Annotated in this window: 14 protein-coding genes; 6 read left to right on the forward strand and 8 right to left on the reverse strand. The window is 73.9% G+C overall.

Features of this window, described 5'->3' with window-relative positions:
- Nucleotides 1-63: 63 nt before the first annotated feature.
- Nucleotides 64-234: a thiazolylpeptide-type bacteriocin gene (locus ACFXMG_RS13100; RefSeq protein ID WP_030757923.1), complete on the reverse strand. Its 171-nt coding sequence runs from the start codon at nt 232-234 to the stop codon at nt 64-66.
- A 169-nt stretch (nt 235-403) separates the two neighbouring features.
- Here ACFXMG_RS13100 and ACFXMG_RS13105 point away from each other — a divergent pair, with 169 nt between their 5' ends.
- From ACFXMG_RS13105 to ACFXMG_RS13130, 6 genes are all read left to right on the forward strand, one after another.
- Nucleotides 404-1657 (forward strand): amidohydrolase, encoded by a 1254-nt coding sequence (locus ACFXMG_RS13105; protein ID WP_383824478.1) that lies wholly within the window; start codon nt 404-406, stop codon nt 1655-1657.
- A 190-nt stretch (nt 1658-1847) separates the two neighbouring features.
- Nucleotides 1848-3761, forward strand: a complete 1914-nt coding sequence (locus tag ACFXMG_RS13110) for an RICIN domain-containing protein (protein WP_383824474.1) — start codon at nt 1848-1850, stop codon at nt 3759-3761.
- A 32-nt stretch (nt 3762-3793) separates the two neighbouring features.
- Entirely contained in the window at nt 3794-6895 is a 3102-nt protein-coding gene (locus ACFXMG_RS13115; RefSeq protein WP_383824471.1) for a glycoside hydrolase family 3 N-terminal domain-containing protein, read from the forward strand.
- 101 nt (nt 6896-6996) lie between these two features.
- A complete protein-coding gene (gene argG, locus ACFXMG_RS13120) occupies nt 6997-8445 on the forward strand; it encodes an argininosuccinate synthase (protein ID WP_383824468.1) in 1449 nt (482 codons plus the stop codon).
- A gap of 202 nt (nt 8446-8647) precedes the next feature.
- Nucleotides 8648-10192, forward strand: a complete 1545-nt coding sequence (locus tag ACFXMG_RS13125) for a FadD3 family acyl-CoA ligase (RefSeq protein WP_383824466.1) — start codon at nt 8648-8650, stop codon at nt 10190-10192.
- An 11-nt stretch (nt 10193-10203) separates the two neighbouring features.
- The gene (locus ACFXMG_RS13130; protein WP_383824463.1) at nt 10204-11823 is read left to right on the forward strand and encodes a flavin-containing monooxygenase; all 1620 of its coding nucleotides are present in this window, start codon (nt 10204-10206) and stop codon (nt 11821-11823) included.
- 73 nt (nt 11824-11896) lie between these two features.
- On the opposite strand, the gene ACFXMG_RS13135 is transcribed toward ACFXMG_RS13130, so the two are convergent.
- The 7 genes from ACFXMG_RS13135 to ACFXMG_RS13165 are packed head-to-tail and all read right to left on the reverse strand — an operon-like array spanning nt 11897 to nt 18307.
- Entirely contained in the window at nt 11897-12811 is a 915-nt protein-coding gene (locus tag ACFXMG_RS13135) for an alpha/beta hydrolase (protein ID WP_383824460.1), read from the reverse strand.
- Nucleotides 12808-13572, reverse strand: coding sequence for a glucose 1-dehydrogenase (locus ACFXMG_RS13140; protein ID WP_383824457.1), 765 nt, complete (start codon nt 13570-13572; stop codon nt 12808-12810). Before ACFXMG_RS13140 ends, ACFXMG_RS13135 begins: the two co-directional genes overlap by 4 nt.
- Nucleotides 13572-14351 carry a glucose 1-dehydrogenase gene (locus tag ACFXMG_RS13145; protein WP_383824535.1) on the reverse strand — a complete coding sequence of 260 codons (780 nt, stop codon included), beginning with the start codon at nt 14349-14351 and terminating at the stop codon, nt 13572-13574. The genes ACFXMG_RS13140 and ACFXMG_RS13145 overlap by 1 nt, the downstream gene beginning before the upstream one ends.
- Before the next feature lie 5 nt (nt 14352-14356).
- Nucleotides 14357-16030 (reverse strand): FAD-dependent oxidoreductase, encoded by a 1674-nt coding sequence (locus ACFXMG_RS13150; protein ID WP_383824454.1) that lies wholly within the window; start codon nt 16028-16030, stop codon nt 14357-14359.
- 44 nt (nt 16031-16074) lie between these two features.
- Nucleotides 16075-16944: a MaoC/PaaZ C-terminal domain-containing protein gene (locus ACFXMG_RS13155; protein ID WP_383824451.1), complete on the reverse strand. Its 870-nt coding sequence runs from the start codon at nt 16942-16944 to the stop codon at nt 16075-16077.
- Nucleotides 16944-17426: a flavin reductase family protein gene (locus tag ACFXMG_RS13160; RefSeq protein ID WP_383824448.1), complete on the reverse strand. Its 483-nt coding sequence runs from the start codon at nt 17424-17426 to the stop codon at nt 16944-16946. Before ACFXMG_RS13160 ends, ACFXMG_RS13155 begins: the two co-directional genes overlap by 1 nt.
- Nucleotides 17414-18307, reverse strand: coding sequence for a VOC family protein (locus ACFXMG_RS13165; protein WP_383824445.1), 894 nt, complete (start codon nt 18305-18307; stop codon nt 17414-17416). The genes ACFXMG_RS13160 and ACFXMG_RS13165 overlap by 13 nt, the downstream gene beginning before the upstream one ends.
- Nucleotides 18308-18369: the final 62 nt, after the last annotated feature.

Raw genomic sequence — 18369 nt, forward strand, 5'->3', positions numbered from 1 at the left:
GCGCCCGGTGTCCGTGGGACGACGGACACCGGGCGCGCTCACCGACCCTGACGAGACGAAGGGTCAGGCGGAGCAGGAGGTGGTGCTGGTGGTGGAGCTGCACGTCGAGGTGGAGCTGGTGCTGGTGGAACCGGCCAGCACGACCTCGCTGGCGTCCGAGTAGTCGGAGATCTCGAAGGTCTCGGCCTCGAGCTCGAGGATCTCGTCGGCGAGGGTGCTCAGGTCCTTGTTCATGCTGCCTCCTCAAGGTCCGCGGCCCCTGGGCGGGGCCGCCGGGCATGGCTCCATTCCAGCGCCCCCCGCTCACCGTTCGGCCCGCCGCCCGCTGGCACTTCGCTGGCACGCGGCGCCAGCGCCCCGCACGTCCCCGCCGGACGTGTCCGTACCGAGACGAGGAGAGCCCGTGTCCGTCGCCCCCGCCGCCCTTCATCCCGCCCTCGCCCTCGCGCGGGCCGGGGAGGCGCTCCGCCCCGCCCTGACGCTCTGCCTGGACGTCCATGCCTCCCCCGAGCTGTCCGGGGAGGAGGCGCGGACGGCCCGGGTGTTCGGCGACCGGCTCGGGGCGCTCGGCCTGGAGGTGACCCACGGGCTGGGCGGGCACGGCGTGGTCGGGGTGCTGCGCAACGGACCGGGGCCGCGCGTCTTCCTGCGGGCGGAGCTCGACGCGCTGCCGCTGGTGGAGGAGACCGGGCTGCCGTACGCGAGCGACAACGGCGCCATGCACGCGTGCGGGCACGACCTGCATCTGGCGGCGGCGGCAGGGGCGGCGGAGCTGCTGGCCCGGACCCCGGCCGACTGGCGCGGGACGCTGGTGGTGGTCGGGCAGCCGGCGGAGGAGACGCTGACGGGGGCGCGGGCGATGCTGGCCGACGGGCTGTACGAGCGGTTCGGCGTCCCCGACGTGGTCCTCGCCCAGCACGCGGCGCCGCTTCCGGCCGGGATGGTGGCGCACGGTACGCCCCGGGCCCCTGTGACGGCGGCGAGCGCCGCCCTGGAGGTGACCGTGCACGGGCGGGGCGGGCACGCGGGCACCCCGCAGCTCACCGTGGACCCGGTGGTGACGGCGGCGGCGATCGTGCTGCGGCTCCAGGCGGTGGTGGCCCGGGAGACGGCGCCGGGCGAGCACGTGACGCTGACGGTGGGCACGCTGCGGGCGGGCACGGCGGTGAACGTCGTACCCGCCACGGCGTCCCTGGGCATCGGCGTGCGGGCCCTCTCCGAACCCTCCCTGGAGCGGGCGGTGGCGGCGGTGGAGCGCATCGTGCGGGCGGAGTGCGCGGCCTCGGCCTGCCCGCGCGACCCGGACATCACGCCGGTGACCCGTACACCGGCGCTGTGGGTGACGCCCGGGGAGACGGCGGCCGTCCGCGCCGCCCACACGGCCCTGTTCGGGCCGGAGCGGGTGACCGACTGGCCCCCGTCGACCGCGTCGGAGGACTTCGCGCTCTACGGCGGGGCGGGCGACGCCCTCCACGGCGCCGGTGACGTGCCGTTGGTGTACTGGATGACGGGCGTCGCCGGCCCCCGCCAGTGGGCCGCCACCGGAGGCCGCGTCCCCCCGAACCACTCGCCCCACTTCGCCCCCGACCTCCGCTCGGCCCTCCCCCCGGCGATCACGGCGCTCACGGCGGCGGCCCTGGTCCGGCTGGCGGGCTGAAGCCCGCAGGCGTGCCCGTGGGTGGGAGCGCCCGCTTCGGGAGTTGTACGCGGGAGGGGTTGACGGGGGCTGGACGCCTCCATAAGTTCACAGCTTGATAAAAGGCTTGCCGCCTTGCGGGACGCGTACGGGCCCGGGCGGGCCGGGTTCGTACGGCAGTGCGGTACGCCCTTGACGAAAGGGTTGTCAGGTGCAGCTCAATCTTCTGGGTGTGCGACACCGGGCGCGCTCACGCCCCCGCTCCCTCGCCGCCCTGCTCACCGGTGCCCTCGTGGCGACGGGCCTGGTCCTCACCGCGCCAGGCACCGCGCAGGCGGCCGGCGAGCGGGTGGACGTCTGGCTGACCACCACCTCCGACGCCGGAGGCCGTACCGTCACACGGGGACTCGCCCCCCAGGCTCCGCTCGCCTTCGGCCCCGCCGGCGGCGGCGCGAGCCACACCCTCACCGTCGACGAGTCCACGACCTATCAGCGGTTCGAGGGCGGCGGCGCCTCGATCACCGACACCACCGCCCACCTCCTGCGCGGCGGGGCGGTCGGCGCCGCCACCCGCGACGAGGTGGTGCGCAGGCTCTTCTCGCCGACCGAGGGCATCGGGCTCTCCTTCGTCCGCAACCCCATCGGCGCCTCGGACCTCTCCCGCCCCGGACACGTCTCCCTCGACGACACCTGCTGCGACCTGAACGACTTCGGCGCCAACGGCTACGACACGAACGTGCGAGTGCTGACCGCGCAGGCGAAGCAGCTCAACCCGGCGCTGCGGGTCAAGGGCGTGCCGTGGAGCGCACCCGGCTGGATGAAGGACAACGGCCGGATGGACCAGATGGGCTGGCTGAAGTGGGAGCACTACCCCACCTACGCCCAGTATCTGGTGAAGTACGTCCAGAGCTACCAGGCGGCGGGGATCAAGGTCGACTACCTCTCGGTGCAGAACGAGCCGAACTGCTGCCAGGCCGGCAACCCGACGGCGATGAACTACCCCGGCATGAGCTGGAACCCGTCCGGGCTGGCCGAGTTCACCAAGAACCACCTCTACCCGGCCTTCCGCGCCGCCGGGATCACCACCAAGGTCCTGGTGCACGACTGGAACTACGGCGACTACGCGAACTTCGGCGCGGGCGTCCTCGGCGACGCGGGCGTCCGCGAGGACCCGCTCTTCGGCGGCATCGCCTGGCACGGCTACTTCGGCGACCCGGCCGTGGGAAGCCAGGTCCACGCGCAGTACCCGTCGGTGCCGCAGTTCAGCACCGAGCACTCCGGCGGCACCTGGATCGGGAACCAGCACGACGAGGACCTGAAGGACATCGTCACCTACGCCCGTAACTGGAGCAGCAGCCTGGTCAAGTGGAGCCTCGCGCTCAACCAGGACATGGGGCCGCACAACGGCGGCTGCGGCACCTGCACCGGTCTGATCACCGTGCAGGAGGGCGGCGCGCGGGCCGGGCAGGTCGACTACACGATCGAGTACTACACGACCGGTCACCTCACCAAGTTCGTGAAGCCCGGCGCGTACCGCATCGCCTCGACCGACAACGCGACCGTGCGGAACGTGGCCTGGCGCAACCCGGACGGCTCCAAGGCGCTGATCGCGCACAACGGCGGCGGCTCCGCGCAGTCCGTCCGCGTCGACTGGGGCGGCCAGTCCTTCACGTACACCCTGCCGGCCCGCACCACCGCCACCTTCACCTGGGCCGGGACGCCCGGCGGCGGCGGGCCGGCCGGGGCGCTGACGGGGCTCGCGGGCAAGTGCCTGGACGTGGCCGGGGCGGCGACCGCCGACGGCACCGCCGTCCAGCTCCACGGCTGCAACGGCACGGCGGCGCAGCGGTGGACGCTCGCCGCCGACGGGAGCGTCCGCGCGCTCGGCAAGTGCCTCGACGTCACGGGAGGCGCGGTCGCCGACGGCAGCAAGGTGCAGCTGTACGCCTGCAACGGGACCGGCGCCCAGCGGTGGACGTACGACCCCGGCACCCACGACGTGGTCAACGCGGCCTCCGGAAAGTGCCTCGACGTGACGGGCAACGCGTCGGCCGACGGCACCCGGGCGCAGATCTGGGCCTGCACGGGCGGCGCCAACCAGAAGTGGACCCACCAGCCGTCGTGACCGCTCCCCCCACCCCGTCTCCAGGAGACCTCATGACGTACCCGCTCTACCGGCGCAGGGCCCGTAGCCGTGCTCTCGCCGCCACCGCCGCCGGCGCCGTCTCGGCGGTGCTGGCCACCCTGCTCGCCGGCGCCGCGCCCAGCGCCGCCGCACCCGGGGCCGACGGAGACCCGCCGCCCCGGGCCGTGGACCGCTTCGAGGGCGAGGTGCCCTTCGCGAGTCCGCCCGCCGAGGGGATCTTCACCTGGGGCAGCGACGCCGACGACCACCCGGCGCTCACGCTCGCCGAGCGGGCCGACGCCCCCGAGGGCACGAAGGTGCTCGAAGGGCGCTACGGCATCAGCGGCTGGGGCGGCTTCACCCACGACTTCGCCTTCGACCGCCCCGCCCAGGACTGGACCGCCCACCAGGGCATCCGGTTCTGGTGGTACGGGCAGAACACCGCACCGCTGCCGCCCGGCTCCGGACGGCGGATCGCCTTCGAGCTCAAGGACGGCGGCGCGAACGGCGAGGCGTCCGAGCTGTGGACGACCTCCTTCACCGACGACTGGGAGGGCTGGCACCTCGTCGAGCTGCCCTTCTCGTCCTTCCAGTACCGCGCCGACCACCAACCGGTCGGCGGCATCGACCAGGTCCTCGGCCTGAACCGGATGTGGGGGTACGCGCTGACACTGCCGACGGGCGCGCCGGGTGCCTTCGCGCTCGACGGCGTCGAGCTGTACGGCCGGGCCGATCCGGCGCTGACCACGCGGGTGGTCACGGGAGCGGCCGTCCACCCGGTGGCGGAGGGCTCCGCCGCCCGGATCGACGTCACGGTGACCACCACGGGCGCGGCGCCCACGGACCGGCCGGTCACCGTCGCCTACGCGACGGACGACAGCGGACCCGCGCGGGCGGGCGAGGACTACCGGCCGGTGTCCGGCACCCTCGTCTTCCCGGCCGGGACGCCGTCCGGCACGACGCGCTCGGTCACCGTGGAGACGCTGGGCGACCGCGCGGGCGAGGAGGCCGAGACGATCCCGGTGCGGCTGACCGTCGAGGGCGCCAAGGCCCCCGCCGAGGACCCGGTCGTCGTGGTGGACGCGCACGGGCTGCCGTACCTCGACCAGCGGCTCCCGGTGAAGAGGAGGGTCGCCGACCTGCTGTCCCGGATGACCCTGGCGGAGAAGGCCGGGCACATGACCCAGGCCGAGCGGAACGCGCTGCGCGCGCCCGGCGACATCGCCGGCTACGCGCTGGGCTCGCTGCTCTCCGGCGGCGGTTCGGTGCCCACCCCCAACACGCCCGAGGCGTGGGCGCGGATGATCGACGGCTACCAGTTGCGGACCCGGGCGACCCGGCTCCAGATCCCCCTGATCTACGGCGTGGACGCGGTGCACGGGCACAACAACGTGGCCGGGGCGACGGTCATGCCGCACAACATCGGCATCGGCGCCTCCCGCGACCCGGCGCTCGCCGCGCGGACCGGCGCCGTCACCGCGAAGGAGGTGCGGGCGACCGGCGTCCCATGGGACTTCGCGCCGTGCGTGTGCGTGACGCGGGACGAGCGGTGGGGCCGGTCGTACGAGGCATTCGGCGAGGACCCGGCCCTGGTCACCGCGATGGAGACGGTGATCAACGGCATGCAGGGCGCGGCCGACGGACGCGACCTGGACCGCAACGACAAGGTGCTGACCAGCGCCAAGCACTTCGTGGGCGACGGCGGCACGAGGTTCGGGTCGTCGACGACGGGCTCGTACACGATCGACCAGGGCGTCACCGAGGTCACCCGCGAGGAGCTGGAGGCGGTGCACCTGGCTCCGTTCGCGGAGGCGGTGGAGCGCGGCGCGGGCACGGTCATGCCGTCGTACTCCTCGCTCGACGTCATCGGCGACGACAAGGGTCCGGTGAAGATGCACGCCCACGCCGAGATGATCAACGGCGTGCTGAAGGACCGGATGGGCTTCGAGGGCTTCGTCATCAGCGACTGGCAGGCCATCGACCAGATCCCCGGCGACTACCCCAGCGACGTGCGGACCTCGGTCAACGCCGGCCTGGACATGATCATGGTGCCGACGAACTACCAGGAGTTCACCCGGACCCTGGTGGCCGAGGCGGAAGCGGGCCGGATCACGCCCGCGCGGATCGACGACGCCGTGGCGCGGATCCTCACCCAGAAGTTCCGGCTCGGACTCTTCGAGAAGCCGTACGCGGACACCACCCACCTGCCCTCGGTCGGCTCGGCCGCGCACCGGGCGGTGGCCCGCGAGGCGGCGGCCGCCTCGCAGGTGCTCCTCAAGAACGCGGGCGGGGTGCTGCCGCTGAAGCCCTCGCAGAAGGTGTACGTCGCCGGGTCGAACGCCGACGACCTGGGCAACCAGACCGGCGGCTGGACGATCAGCTGGCAGGGCTCCTCCGGGAAGCGGACCACCGGCACGACGATCCTCGAAGGGATGCGGAAGGCCGCGCCCGGGCTCACGTACTCCCGGGACGCCTCCGCACCCGTCCAGGGGTACGACGCCGGGGTCGTGGTGGTCGGCGAGACGCCGTACGCGGAGGGCGTCGGGGACGTCGGCAACGGGCACGACCTGGAGCTGAGCACCGCCGACAAGGCGGCGGTGGACCGGGTGTGCGCGGCGATGCCGTGCGCGGTGCTCGTCGTCTCGGGGCGGCCGCAGCTGATCGGCGACCGGCTGCCGGAGATCGACGCCCTGGTGGCGTCCTGGCTGCCGGGCACGGAGGGCGACGGCGTCGCCGACGTGCTCTACGGGCGGGTGCCGTTCACCGGGCAGCTTCCGGTGACCTGGCCCCGGTCCGAGGCGCAGCTGCCGGTGAACGTGGGCGACGCCTCGTACGACCCGCAGTTCCCGTACGGCTGGGGGCTCACCACCCTGACGGCGGCGCCGAAGGGCGGCGAGGCCACGCTGAAGGCGCTGGGGCTCGCGGCCCGGGTGGCGCAGGCCGCCGGGCGCGGCGATTCACCCGAGGCGCGGCGTCTGGTGGCCCGGGCCCGGCTGCTGGTGCAGGATCGCATCGGGCAGCGGATCACGGAGGCGGTGGCGAAGCCCTTCGCCGAGGCCGACCACCGACTGCTCTCCGGTGACCCGGCGGGCGCGGTGGCGAGGCTGATCACGGCGTACCGCGCGGCCGGCTGAGCGAGCGGGCCCGAGCCCGGGGCCGGTCCCGGGTTCGGGCCCGTACGGTCGCGACGAAGCATGGCGTTGCATAGCCATGCAGATTGATGCATACTATTGCCATGTCCAAGGTTCTCACCTCCCTTCCCGTCGGCGAGCGCGTCGGCATCGCCTTCTCCGGTGGTCTCGACACCTCCGTCGCGGTCGCGTGGATGCGTGACAAGGGCGCTGTCCCCTGCACGTACACCGCCGACATCGGCCAGTACGACGAGCCCGACATCGCCTCGGTGCCCGGGCGCGCCCAGACCTACGGCGCCGAGGTGGCCCGCCTGGTCGACTGCCGCGCCGCGCTGGTCGAGGAGGGGCTGGCCGCGCTCACCTGCGGCGCCTTCCACATCCGCTCCGGCGGCCGGGCCTACTTCAACACCACCCCGCTGGGCCGCGCCGTCACCGGCACCCTCCTGGTGCGGGCGATGATGGAGGACGACGTCCAGATCTGGGGCGACGGCTCGACCTTCAAGGGCAACGACATCGAGCGGTTCTACCGCTACGGCCTGCTGGCCAACCCGCACCTGCGGATCTACAAGCCGTGGCTCGACGCCGACTTCGTCACCGAGCTCGGCGGCCGCAAGGAGATGTCGGAGTGGCTCGTCGCCCACGACCTCCCCTACCGGGACTCCACCGAGAAGGCGTACTCCACCGACGCCAACATCTGGGGCGCCACCCACGAGGCGAAGACCCTGGAGCACCTGGACACCGGTGTCGAGACCGTCGACCCGATCATGGGCGTGCGGTTCTGGGACCCCTCGGTCGAGATCCACCCCGAGGACGTGACGATCGGCTTCGAGCAGGGCCGCCCCGTCACCATCAACGGCAAGGAGTTCGCCTCCGCCGTCGACCTCGTCATGGAGGCCAACGCCATCGGCGGCCGGCACGGCCTGGGCATGTCCGACCAGATCGAGAACCGGATCATCGAGGCCAAGAGCCGCGGCATCTACGAGGCCCCCGGCATGGCGCTGCTGCACGCGGCCTACGAGCGCCTCGTCAACGCCATCCACAACGAGGACACCCTCGCCCAGTACCACAACGAGGGCCGCCGGCTCGGCCGCCTCATGTACGAGGGCCGCTGGCTGGACCCGCAGGCGCTGATGATCCGCGAGTCCCTCCAGCGCTGGGTCGGCGCCGCCGTCACCGGCGAGGTCACCCTGCGGCTGCGGCGCGGCGAGGACTACTCGATCCTCGACACCACCGGCCCCGCGTTCAGCTACCACCCGGACAAGCTGTCCATGGAGCGCACCGAGGACTCCGCCTTCGGCCCGCTGGACCGGATCGGCCAGCTGACCATGCGGAACCTCGACATCGCCGACTCCCGCGCCAAGCTGGAGCAGTACGCCGGCATCGGCCTCATCGGCTCCGGCAGCCCCGCCATCGGCGCCGCGCAGGCCGCCGCCACCGGGCTCATCGGCTCGCTCACCGAGGGCGGCGCCGAGGTCATCGCCTCCCGCGGCGAGACCCCCGACAGCGAGGAGACGGCGCTCGACCGCGCCGCCATGGAGACCGGCACCGACTAGGGGTCCGGCGATCCGGACGACCTGAGGAGGGGCGGCAGCTGCCGCCCCTCCTCCGTCGTTCCCGGCGCTTCTCGCCCGCGGCTTCCCGGTGAGCGGGAAACGGCTCCTGCGCCGGGCCGCCCCCGCCTGCGAGGCTCCCTCCGTCGTGGATCCACGCCCGCGCCCCGGACGGGACGGGCCCGCAAGGAGGTCGTGACCGATCATGAGGGGCGCTGAGACTCTGGCCCGGCTCGCGGACTGGGCCGCGGAGACCTACGGGGACGAGGAGGCCCTCGTCCTCGGGCAGGACCGCTGGACCTTCCGGGAACTGCGCGACCGCGTCGACGAGATGGCGCGGGCGGTGATCGCCCGCGGGCTGCGGCCCGGCGACGCGGTCGCCGTCTGGGCGCCGAACAGCGCCCGCTGGGTGGTGGCCGCGCTCGGCGCGGTGGCCGCCGGAGGCGTCCTCGTCCCGGTCAACACCCGCTACCGGGCGGCCGAGACCGCCGACATCCTGCGCCGCTCCCGCACCAGGCTGCTCTTCACCGAGCACGACTTCCTGGGCACGGACTACCGCGCGCTGCTCGCCGACTCCGGCGAGGAACTGCCGCTCCTGGAGCGGACGGTGGCCCTGCACACCGAGGACTGGACCGACTTCCTCTCGGCCGCCGACCGGGTGCCGGCGGCGGAGCGGCTCGCCCGCTCGGCCGCCGTCCGCCCGGACGACCCCGCCGACATCCTCTTCACCTCCGGGACCACCGGCCGCCCCAAGGGCGTCCCCACCACCCACGGACAGAACCTGCGCGTGTACGACGCCTGGGCCCGCACGGTCACCCTGCGGCGCGGCGACCGCTACCTCCTGGTCAACCCGTTCTTCCACACCTTCGGCTACAAGGCGGGCGTCCTCGCCTGCCTGCTGCACGGCGCGACGATCGTCCCGGAGCCGGTCTTCGACGCGGAGACGGTCCTCGGGCGGATGCGGGACGAGCGGATCTCCGTCCTCACCGGAGCGCCCACCGTCTTCACCTCGCTCATCCACCACCCGGCGCGCGCCTCGTACGACCTGAGCGCCCTGCGCATGGCCGTCACGGGCGCGGCGAACATCCCGACCGCGCTCATCGAGCAGATCAGGAGCCTCGGCGCCCGGAGCGTCTCCACCGCCTACGGGCTCACCGAGTCGACCGGGGTCGTCGCGATCTGCCCGCCGCACGAGTCGCCCGAGACGCTGGCCCGGACCTCCGGCACCGCCCTGGAGGGCACGGAGCTGCGCGTCGACGCGCCGCCCGGCGAGCCCGGCGAGATCCTCACGCGCGGCTACCACGTGATGCGCGGCTACCTCGACGACCCGGCGGCCACGGCCGAGGCGGTGGACGCGGACGGCTGGCTGCGCACCGGCGACGTCGGCGTGCTCGACGCCCGCGGCTTCCTGCGGATCACCGACCGGCTCAAGGACATGTTCGTGGTCGGCGGGTTCAACGTGTACCCGGCCGAGATCGAGCAGGTCCTGCGGACCCATCCGGCCGTCCTGGACGCGGCGGTCGTCGGCGCGCCCGACGGACGGCTCGGCGAGGTCGGCGTCGCGTACTGCGTCCCCGCCGCCGGAGCCCGCATCGACGCCGCCGAACTGACCTCGTACACCCGGGAGCGCCTGGCCAACTTCAAGGCCCCGCGCGCCTTCCACACGCTCCCGGCCCTCCCGCACAACGCGGCGGGCAAGGTCGACAAGGGAGCCCTGCGACGGCTGGCGGAGAACCCCGCCGGCGGATGAGGAGCACGCACGTGAACGACAGCACCACCGCACCCACCGATGTCGATGTGATCGTCGTCGGGGCGGGTGTCACCGGCCTGTACGCCGTGCACCGGCTGCGCGGGCTCGGCTACCGCGTGCGCGGTTTCGAGCGCGGGGAGGACGTGGGCGGCGTCTGGTACTGGAACCGCTACCCGGGCGCGCGCTGCGACGTCGAGTCCGTGGACTACTCGTACTCCTTCGACGAGGAGCTCCAGCAGGAGTGGGACTGGAGCGAGCGGTACGCCACCCAGCCCGAGATCCTGCGTTACCTGGACCACGTCGCCGACCGCTTCGACCTGCGCCCCGCCTACTCCTTCGGGACCTCGGTGCTCTCGGCGGAGCTGGACGAGGAGGCGCTGACCTGGACGGTCCGCACCGACCGGGGCGAGACGGTGTCCGCCCGGTTCTGCGTCTTCGCCGTCGGCTGCCTCTCCTCCGCCCACCACCCGGACATACCGGGGGCGGCGCGGTTCGCCGGGACCGTCCACCACACCGGGACGTGGCCGCACGAGGGCGTCGACTTCACGGGGCTGCGCGTCGGCGTCATCGGCACCGGCTCCTCCGGCATCCAGGCGGTGCCGCTCATCGCCGAGTCGGCCGCGCGCCTGACGGTCTTCCAGCGCAGCGCCAACTTCAGCATCCCGGCCGGCAACCGCCCGCTCGACGAGGAGACCCGGGCCTCGCAGAAGGCCGGCTACGCCGAGCGGCGGCGGCTGTCGCGGCTCAGCGGCGGCGGCTCGCCGCACCAGGCGCACCCGGCGCGGACCTTCGAGGTGTCGGAGGAGGAGCGGCGGGCCGCGTTCGAGGAGCGCTGGCGGCTCGGCGGGGTGCTGTACTCCAAGACCTTCCCCGACCAGCTCACCGACCGGGCCGCCAACGACGAGGCCCGCGCGTTCTGGGAGGAGAAGGTCCGGGGGCTCGTCGAGGACCCGGCCGTCGCCGACCTGCTCGTGCCCACCGACCACCCGATCGGCACCAAGCGGATCGTCACCGACTCCGACTACTACGAGACGTTCAACCGTCCCGACGTCGATCTGGTCGGCCTGCGCGGCAACCCGATCGACCGGATCGAGGAGCGCGGCATCGCCCTGGCCGACGGCACCCTCGTGGAGCTGGACGCGCTGGTCTTCGCGACCGGCTTCGACGCGATGACGGGCGCGCTCGACCGGATCGAGGTGCGGGGGCGCGGCGGACGGCTGCTGAAGGACGACTGGGCCGCCGGCCCCCGGACGTACCTGGGTCTGGGGGTGGACGGCTTCCCGAACCTGTTCAGCCTGACCGGGGCCGGCAGCCCGTCCGTCATGGCCAACGTGGTCCTCTGCGCCGAGCAGCACGGCGACTGGCTGGTGGAGTGCCTGCGCCACCTCGACGCGCACGGCTACCGGGCGATCGAGGCCCGGGAGGAGTCCGTGGAGCGGTGGGTGGCGGAGTGCCGCGACCGGGCCGCGGCCACCCTGTTCCCGGCGGCGGACTCCTGGTACCAGGGGGCCAACATCCCCGGCAAGCCCCGGGTGTTCATGCCGTTCATCGGCGGCTTCGGCGTGTACGGGGAGATCATCGCCGGGGAGGCCGAGTCCGGGTACGAGGGCTTCGACCTCATCAAGGCGTGACGCGCCGGGGAAAGGACCGCGCCCCCTGGGCCCACCGGTCGGGTGGGCCCAGGGGGCGCGGGTGCGTAGCGGGTCAGGAGGGATCGAGCGCGGCGCGCAGGACGGCGAACGCGGTCGCGCGGGCCTCCGCCCCCTCGGGCAGGGCTCCGGCCATGGAGAGGAAGCCGTGGAACATGCCCGCGTAGTGGTGGCTCTCCACGGGCACCCCGGCGGCGGCGAGCGCCTCGGCGTAGGCGATGCCCTCGTCCCGCAGCGGGTCCAGGCCGTTGGTGACGACATGGGCCGGCGGGAGCCCGGAGAGGTCGGCGTGGGCGAGCGGCGCCGCGTACGGGTGGGTGCGGTCGGCCGCGTCGGGCAGGTACGCGTCCCAGTACCAGCGCAGGTGGTCGGCGGTGAGGAAGTACCCCTGGCCGTTCTCCCGGTGCGAGGGCCGCGAGCGGGTGGGGTCCAGCATCGGGTAGTACAGCGCCTGGAAGGCGATCGCGGGGCCGCCGCGGTCGCGGGAGAGCAGGGCGACGACGGTGGCGAGGCCGGCGCCCGCGCTGTCCCCCGCGACGGCGAGCCGGCGGCCCGGGTACGTCCTCGCGGCCCACTCCAGGGCCGTGTAGGCGTCCTCGGGGGCGGCGGGGAACGGGTGCTCGGGGGCGCGCCGGTAGTCGGCCGAGACGACGGTGGCCCCGGTGGCGTCGGCGATGCTCCGGCAGAAGGCGTCGTGGCTGTCGAGGTCGCACAGGACGAAGCCGCCCCCGTGGCAGAAGAGGATCACGGGGGCGTCGGCGCGGGTGTCCGGCTCGTAGACGCGGACGGGCACCCCGTCCGCGTCCCGGTTCGTGACGCGGGCGACGGGGAGCGGGGTGACGGCGGGCTTGGGGCGGGCGGCGAAGAAGGCCCGCACCTCGGCGATGTCCGTCATGGTGGTGCCCAGCGGGGGGAACTGGGCGGCGGCCCGGTCGATGAGGTCGCGGACCTCGGGGGCGGCACGGTTCACGCGTCGGTCTCCTTCGCGGGAAGCAGGGGCATGCGGCCGGCGGACGCCCCGCCGTCCACGGCGAGTTCGGCGCCGGAGAGGTAGGAGGACTCGTCGGAGGCGAGGAAGGCGACGAGCCGGGCGACCTCCTCCGGCTCCCCCACCCGTCCGAGCGGCGCGCCGGGGTGGGCGGTGGTGCCGAGGTGGGCGGTCATGTCGGTGGCGATGGCGCCCGGGTGGACGGAGTTGACCCGGATGCCGTCCGGGCCCAGTTCGAGCGCGGCCGTCTTCGTCAGTCCGCGCAGTCCCCACTTGGCGGCGCCGTAGGCGCCGTGGCCCCAGATGCCCTGGAGGCCGGCCTGGGAGGAGATGTTCACGATGGAGCCGCCGCCGCTCGCCCGCAGCGCCGGGGCCGCGGCGCGGATGCCGAGGAAGGGACCGGCGAGGTTGACCCGGAGGAGGGTGTCCAGGCGGGCCGGGTCCTCCTCCTCGATGGGGCACGTGGAGTAGACGGCGGCGTTGTTGACGAGGACGTCGAGCCGCCCGAAGGCGTCGACGGCGGTGGCCACGGCCGAGCTCCAGGACGGCTCGTCGGTGACGTCGTGGCGGACGAAGCGGGCGGCGGGGCCGAGGGACGCGGCGGTCTCCTCCCCCTCGGCCTCCCGCACGTCCGTGAGGACGACGCGGGCGCCGAGGGCGGTGAAGAGCCGCGCCTCGGCCGCGCCCATGCCGCGCGCGGCGCCGGTGATCAGCGCGACCTTGCCGGTCAGGTCGACGGGCATCAGCGGTCCTCCTGGAGGGGGGTCTGGGGGGCGGGTCCGGTGGTCCAGCCGCCGTCGACGGCGAGCTCGGCGCCGGTGACGTACGAGGCGGCGTCGGAGAGCAGGAAGACGACCGCCCGGGCGATCTCCTCCGGCGCGCCGACGCGTCCCATGGGCGCGGCGGGGAAGCCGCCGTCGCCGTCCGGGAGGCCGAGGTGGGCGGTCATGGGCGTGTGGATCATGCCGGGGTGGACGGAGTTGACGCGGATGCGGTCGGCGGCGAGTTCCACGGCGGCGACCTTGGTGAGGCCGCGGACGCCCCACTTGGCCGCCCCGTATCCGGCGGTGCGGGCCAGGCCCATGAGGCCGGCGGCGGAGGAGATGTTGACGATGGAGCCGCCGCCGTTCGCCCGCAGCACCGGGATCACGGTCCGCAGGCCGAGGAAGACGCCGGTCAGGTCGATGTCGACGACCCGGCGGAACTGCTCCGCCGTCTGTTCCTCCAGGGCGTGCGAACCGCCGGAGATGCCCGCGTTGTTGACCAGTCCGTCGACCCGGCCGTACGTGCGCCGGGCGAGGTCCACGACCGCGCGCCAGTCGTCCTCCGAGGTGACGTCGTGGCGGACGAAGCGGGCGCGGTCGCCGATCCGCGCGGCGAGCGCGCGGCCCTCCTCCTCCAGGAGGTCGGTGAGCAGGACGCGCGCGCCCGCCGCGGCGGCCGCGTGGGCGGCCGCCGCGCCGAGTCCCCGGGCGCCGCCGGTGACGATGACCGTCCGGTCGCGCAGCACGTCCGTGGTCAGGCCGCTCACGTGCGGTCGCCGGCGATGTCGTTGACGGCGAGCCAGCTGAAGGTCATGGCGGGCCCGATGGTCGCGCCGGGGCCCGGGTAGGTCTCGCCCATGACGGCGGAGGAGACGTTGCCGGAGGCGTACAGACCGGGGATGACCGTGCCGTCCTCGCGCAGGACGCGGGCGGTGGCGTCGGTGACGAGGCCGCCCTTGGTTCCGATGTCGCCGGGGTGGACGGGGATCGCGTGGAAGGGGCCCTTCTCCAGCGGCGCCAGATTGGGGTTCGGCAGGGTCGGGTCGCCGTAGTAGCGGTCGTACACGCTGTCGCCACGGTGGAAGTCCTCGTCCTTGCCCGCGCGGGCGAAGCCGTTGAAGCGGTCCACGGTGGCGCGCAGCCGCTCCGGGGCGGCCCCGATGAGCGGGGCGAGCTCCTCGACGGTCGCCGCCTGCTTGACGAAGCCGCTCTCCCGCCACGGACCGGGGAAGGGCTGGCCCGGGAAGAGCCCCATGAAGATGTACCGGGACTTGGCCGTGGCGTCGAGGATCAGCCAGGACGGTACGGCGGTGGCTCCGCCGCGCGCCTGGTGGGCGTACATGGCGTCGACGAACTCGTGGTACGGCGCGGCCTCGTTGGCGTACCGCTCCCCCTCCGAGTCGACGATCACCATGCCGGGGATCCCCCGGTCGGCGACGAGGAAGAACGGTTTGTCGTCGCCCGGGGGCACGACGGTCGGCGCGCCCCACACCTTGTCCATCAGGTCGAGGGCCGCGCCGAGCGCGAGGGCCGGTTCCAGGGCGTCGCCGGTCTGGCCCTCGGCGGCGGCGCTCCACGCGCCGGAGGTGGGCGCGGGCAGGTACTTCTCGCGGAGCGCCTGGTCGTGGGAGAAGCCGCCGGAGGCGAGGACCACTCCGCCGGTGGCCCGCACGGTGAGGTCGCTCCCGTCCCTGCGGACCCGGATGCCGGTGACCGTGCCGTCCTCCTCGACGAGGCCGGTCAGGGGCGCGGAGAGCCACAGGTCGCCGCCGAGCAGGTCGAGCGAGTGGCGCATCCGGGCGATCAGCGCCTCGCCGAGGGCGAGGGGCTTGCGGCCGGTGACGAGGGCCTTGGCGGCGCGGGCGCCGACCTTCACGGCGGTGCGCCGGCCGGCCCAGGTGCGGCCGACCATGTTCAGGTCGTGGAAGTCGCGGGAGGTGATGGTGAGGCCGTAGGTGGGGAGTCCGGCGCGGCGCATGGTGGCGCGCCGTTCGGCGCCGAGCTTGTTGAAGTCGAAGACCTCGGGTTCGACGGAGCGGCCCTGCGGGTAGCCGCCGAGCCGCTCCGGGTAGTAGTCGGAGTAGCCGGGGGTGTAGACGAAGCGGACGGCGGTACGGTCGTGGAACTCCCGGACCATGCGCGGTCCGTACCGTACATAGGCGTCCTTGCGGGCGTCGGTGACGCGGTCGCCGACGGTGGCGTCCAGGTAGGCGCGGGCCTTCTCCGGGGTGTCGCCGAGTCCGGCGGCGTCCAGGTGGAAGTTGCCGGGGACCCAGATGGCGCCGCCGGACAGGGCGGTGGAGCCGCCGTAGGCGTCGGTCTTCTCGACGATCAGGGCGGTCAGGCCGCGCAGCCGGGCGGTGAGGGCCGCGGCCATGCCGGCCGCGCCGGAGCCGACCACGACCACGTCGTAGGTGTGGTCCCAGGTGCTGTTCATCGCGTTCTCCCTCGTGTCTCGGGCTCCGGCGGGGCGGGGCCGGTTCAGCGGGCGGTGACGCGGGCGTCGGTGAGGACGGGGGCGTCGTCGCGGTCCGCGGCGGTGGCGGTGAGCCGGTGTCCGTCCGCGGTGTGCCAGACCCTCAGCCGCAGCGTCTCGCCGGGGAAGAACACCCCGGCGAAGCGGGTGCGGCAGCCGGTGACGGCGGTGGCGTCGCCGTCGAGCAGGTGGTCGGTGACGGCCTTGACGGCCATGCCGAAGGTGCAGAGCCCGTGCAGGACGGGCCGGTCGTAGCCGGCCCGCCGGGCGGTGCCGGGGTCGGCGTGGAGCGGATTCCAGTCGCCGGTGAGCCGGTAGAGCAGGGCCTGCTGGCGGAGCGTGGGCAGCTCCAGGACCAGGTCGGGTTCCCGGTCCGGGGCGGGGAGGCGGTCGGAGGGGCCGCGGTCGCCGCCGAAGCCGCCCTCGCCCCGGGCGAAGATCTGGTTGCGCTGGGTCAGGAGGGGTGCGCCGTCCTCGCCGAGGAGGGTGGACTCCTGGACGAGGACGGCGCCGCTGCCCTTGTCGTACACGTCCGTCACCCGGGTCACGGCGGTGGCGCGGGCGGCGGAGGGCAGCGGGCGGTGCACGGTGATCTCCTGGCCGCCGTGCAGGACGCGCGCCAGGTCGATGTCGACGCCGGGCAGGTCGAAGACCTGGAAGCCGACGCCTCCGGTGCCGCCGGCGACGACACCGAAGGTGGGCAGCGTCTGGAGGCCGTCCTCGTGGCCCTCGTACACGTAGCGCAGTTCGCGCGGGTCGGTCTCGGGGACGCCCGCGCCGAGCGCCAGGTGGTAGAGGCGCACGGCGTGGGCGTCCCAGACGACCTCGGTCCGCACCGGGGGCGCGGCCTTGGCCTTCTCGGGGTCGATGGGCATCAGAAGGCCCCGACGGCGTAGCGGCTGCGGTAGTAGAGCAGCGGGCGGCCGTCCTCGCCGGCGTCGAGCGCGACGACCTGGGCGGTGACGAGGTGGTGGTCGCCGGCCTCCAGGACGGAGTGCAGCTCGCACTCCACGAAGGCGAGCGCCCCGTCGATCCGGACGGTGCCGTGCTCGCTGAGGCTCCAGGGCACGCCGGCGAACTTGTCGGCGCCGCTGCGGCCGAGGGCGGCGCAGGTGGTCCGCTGGTCCTCGGCGAGGATGTTGACGCAGAAGCGGCCGGCCCGCTCGATCCTCGGCCAGCTGGACGAGGACTTGCCGACGGCGAGCATCACCAGCGGCGGGTCGAGGGAGAGGGAGGCGAAGGACTGGCAGGCGAAGCCGACGGGTTCGCCGTCGTCCTGGGCCGCCACGACGGTGATGCCGCTGGCGAAGCGTCCGAGGACGTCGCGGAAGAGCGCGGGGTCGATCAGCCGTTCCACTGGTGACCCCAGACGCTGTCGGCGGTGATCTCCTTGGCGACCCAGGTGGCGGGGTCGACGATCAGGCCGTCCCAGCCGTACTCGACCTGGAAGCCGCCGGGGGCCTGGGCGTAGAAGGAGACCATGCGGTCGTTGGTGTGGCGGCCGAGGCTGGAGGCGATGGGGATGCCGGCGGCCTGCATGCGGTCGAGGCCGAGGCCGACGTCGTCGAGGGTCTCCAGCTCCACCATGAAGTGCACGATGCCGGGGGGCAGGGCGCCGGGGTAGAGGCCGAGGCTGTGGTGGCGGCGGTTGGGGCTGAGGAAGTGCATCCAGTGGAAGTCGCGCTGCTCCGTGGCGGTGGGGACGGCCTGCGGCGGCAGCTTCATGGAGTCGCGGAGCTGGAAGCCGAGGAGGTTCTCGTAGAAGTCGAGGGCGGCCTCGATGTCCGGGACGGGCAGGACGACGTGGCCGAGGCCGAGGTCGCCGGTGACGAAGCGGTTGCCGTAGGGGGTGGCGAGCGGGGTGTGGTCCTGGGCCTGGCCCCAGTAGATCTCCAGCGGGTTGCCGCAGGGGTCCGTGAGGTGGATCAGGCCCTGGACGCGGCGCTCGGCGAGCTCGTCGGCGTCGGCGGTCTTGACGGCGACGCCGGCGGCCTCCAGTGCGGCGGCCGCTTCGGCGAGCGCGGTGCCGTTCGCGACCTCCCAGCCGGCGGCGAGCAGCCGGTCGCTGTCGCCCGCCTGGATGGCGAGGCGGTACGCGCGGTCGTCGACGCGCAGCAGGAGGGTGGTGTCGGTGCTGCCGGGGGCCTCGGCCATGCCGAGGATGTCGAGGGTGTAGCGGCGCCACTCGTCGAGGCGGGTGGTCTCCAGGCGCAGGTAGCCGAGTGCGCGGATGTCCATGGGACACCTCCGGGGTTCGGTGAGAGGGGTCGGGTTCGGGAGGGTCGGGGGGTTCGGGAGGT

It is taken from the genome of Streptomyces sp. NPDC059201 (assembly GCF_042754585.1).
GTDB lineage: Bacteria > Actinomycetota > Actinomycetes > Streptomycetales > Streptomycetaceae > Streptomyces.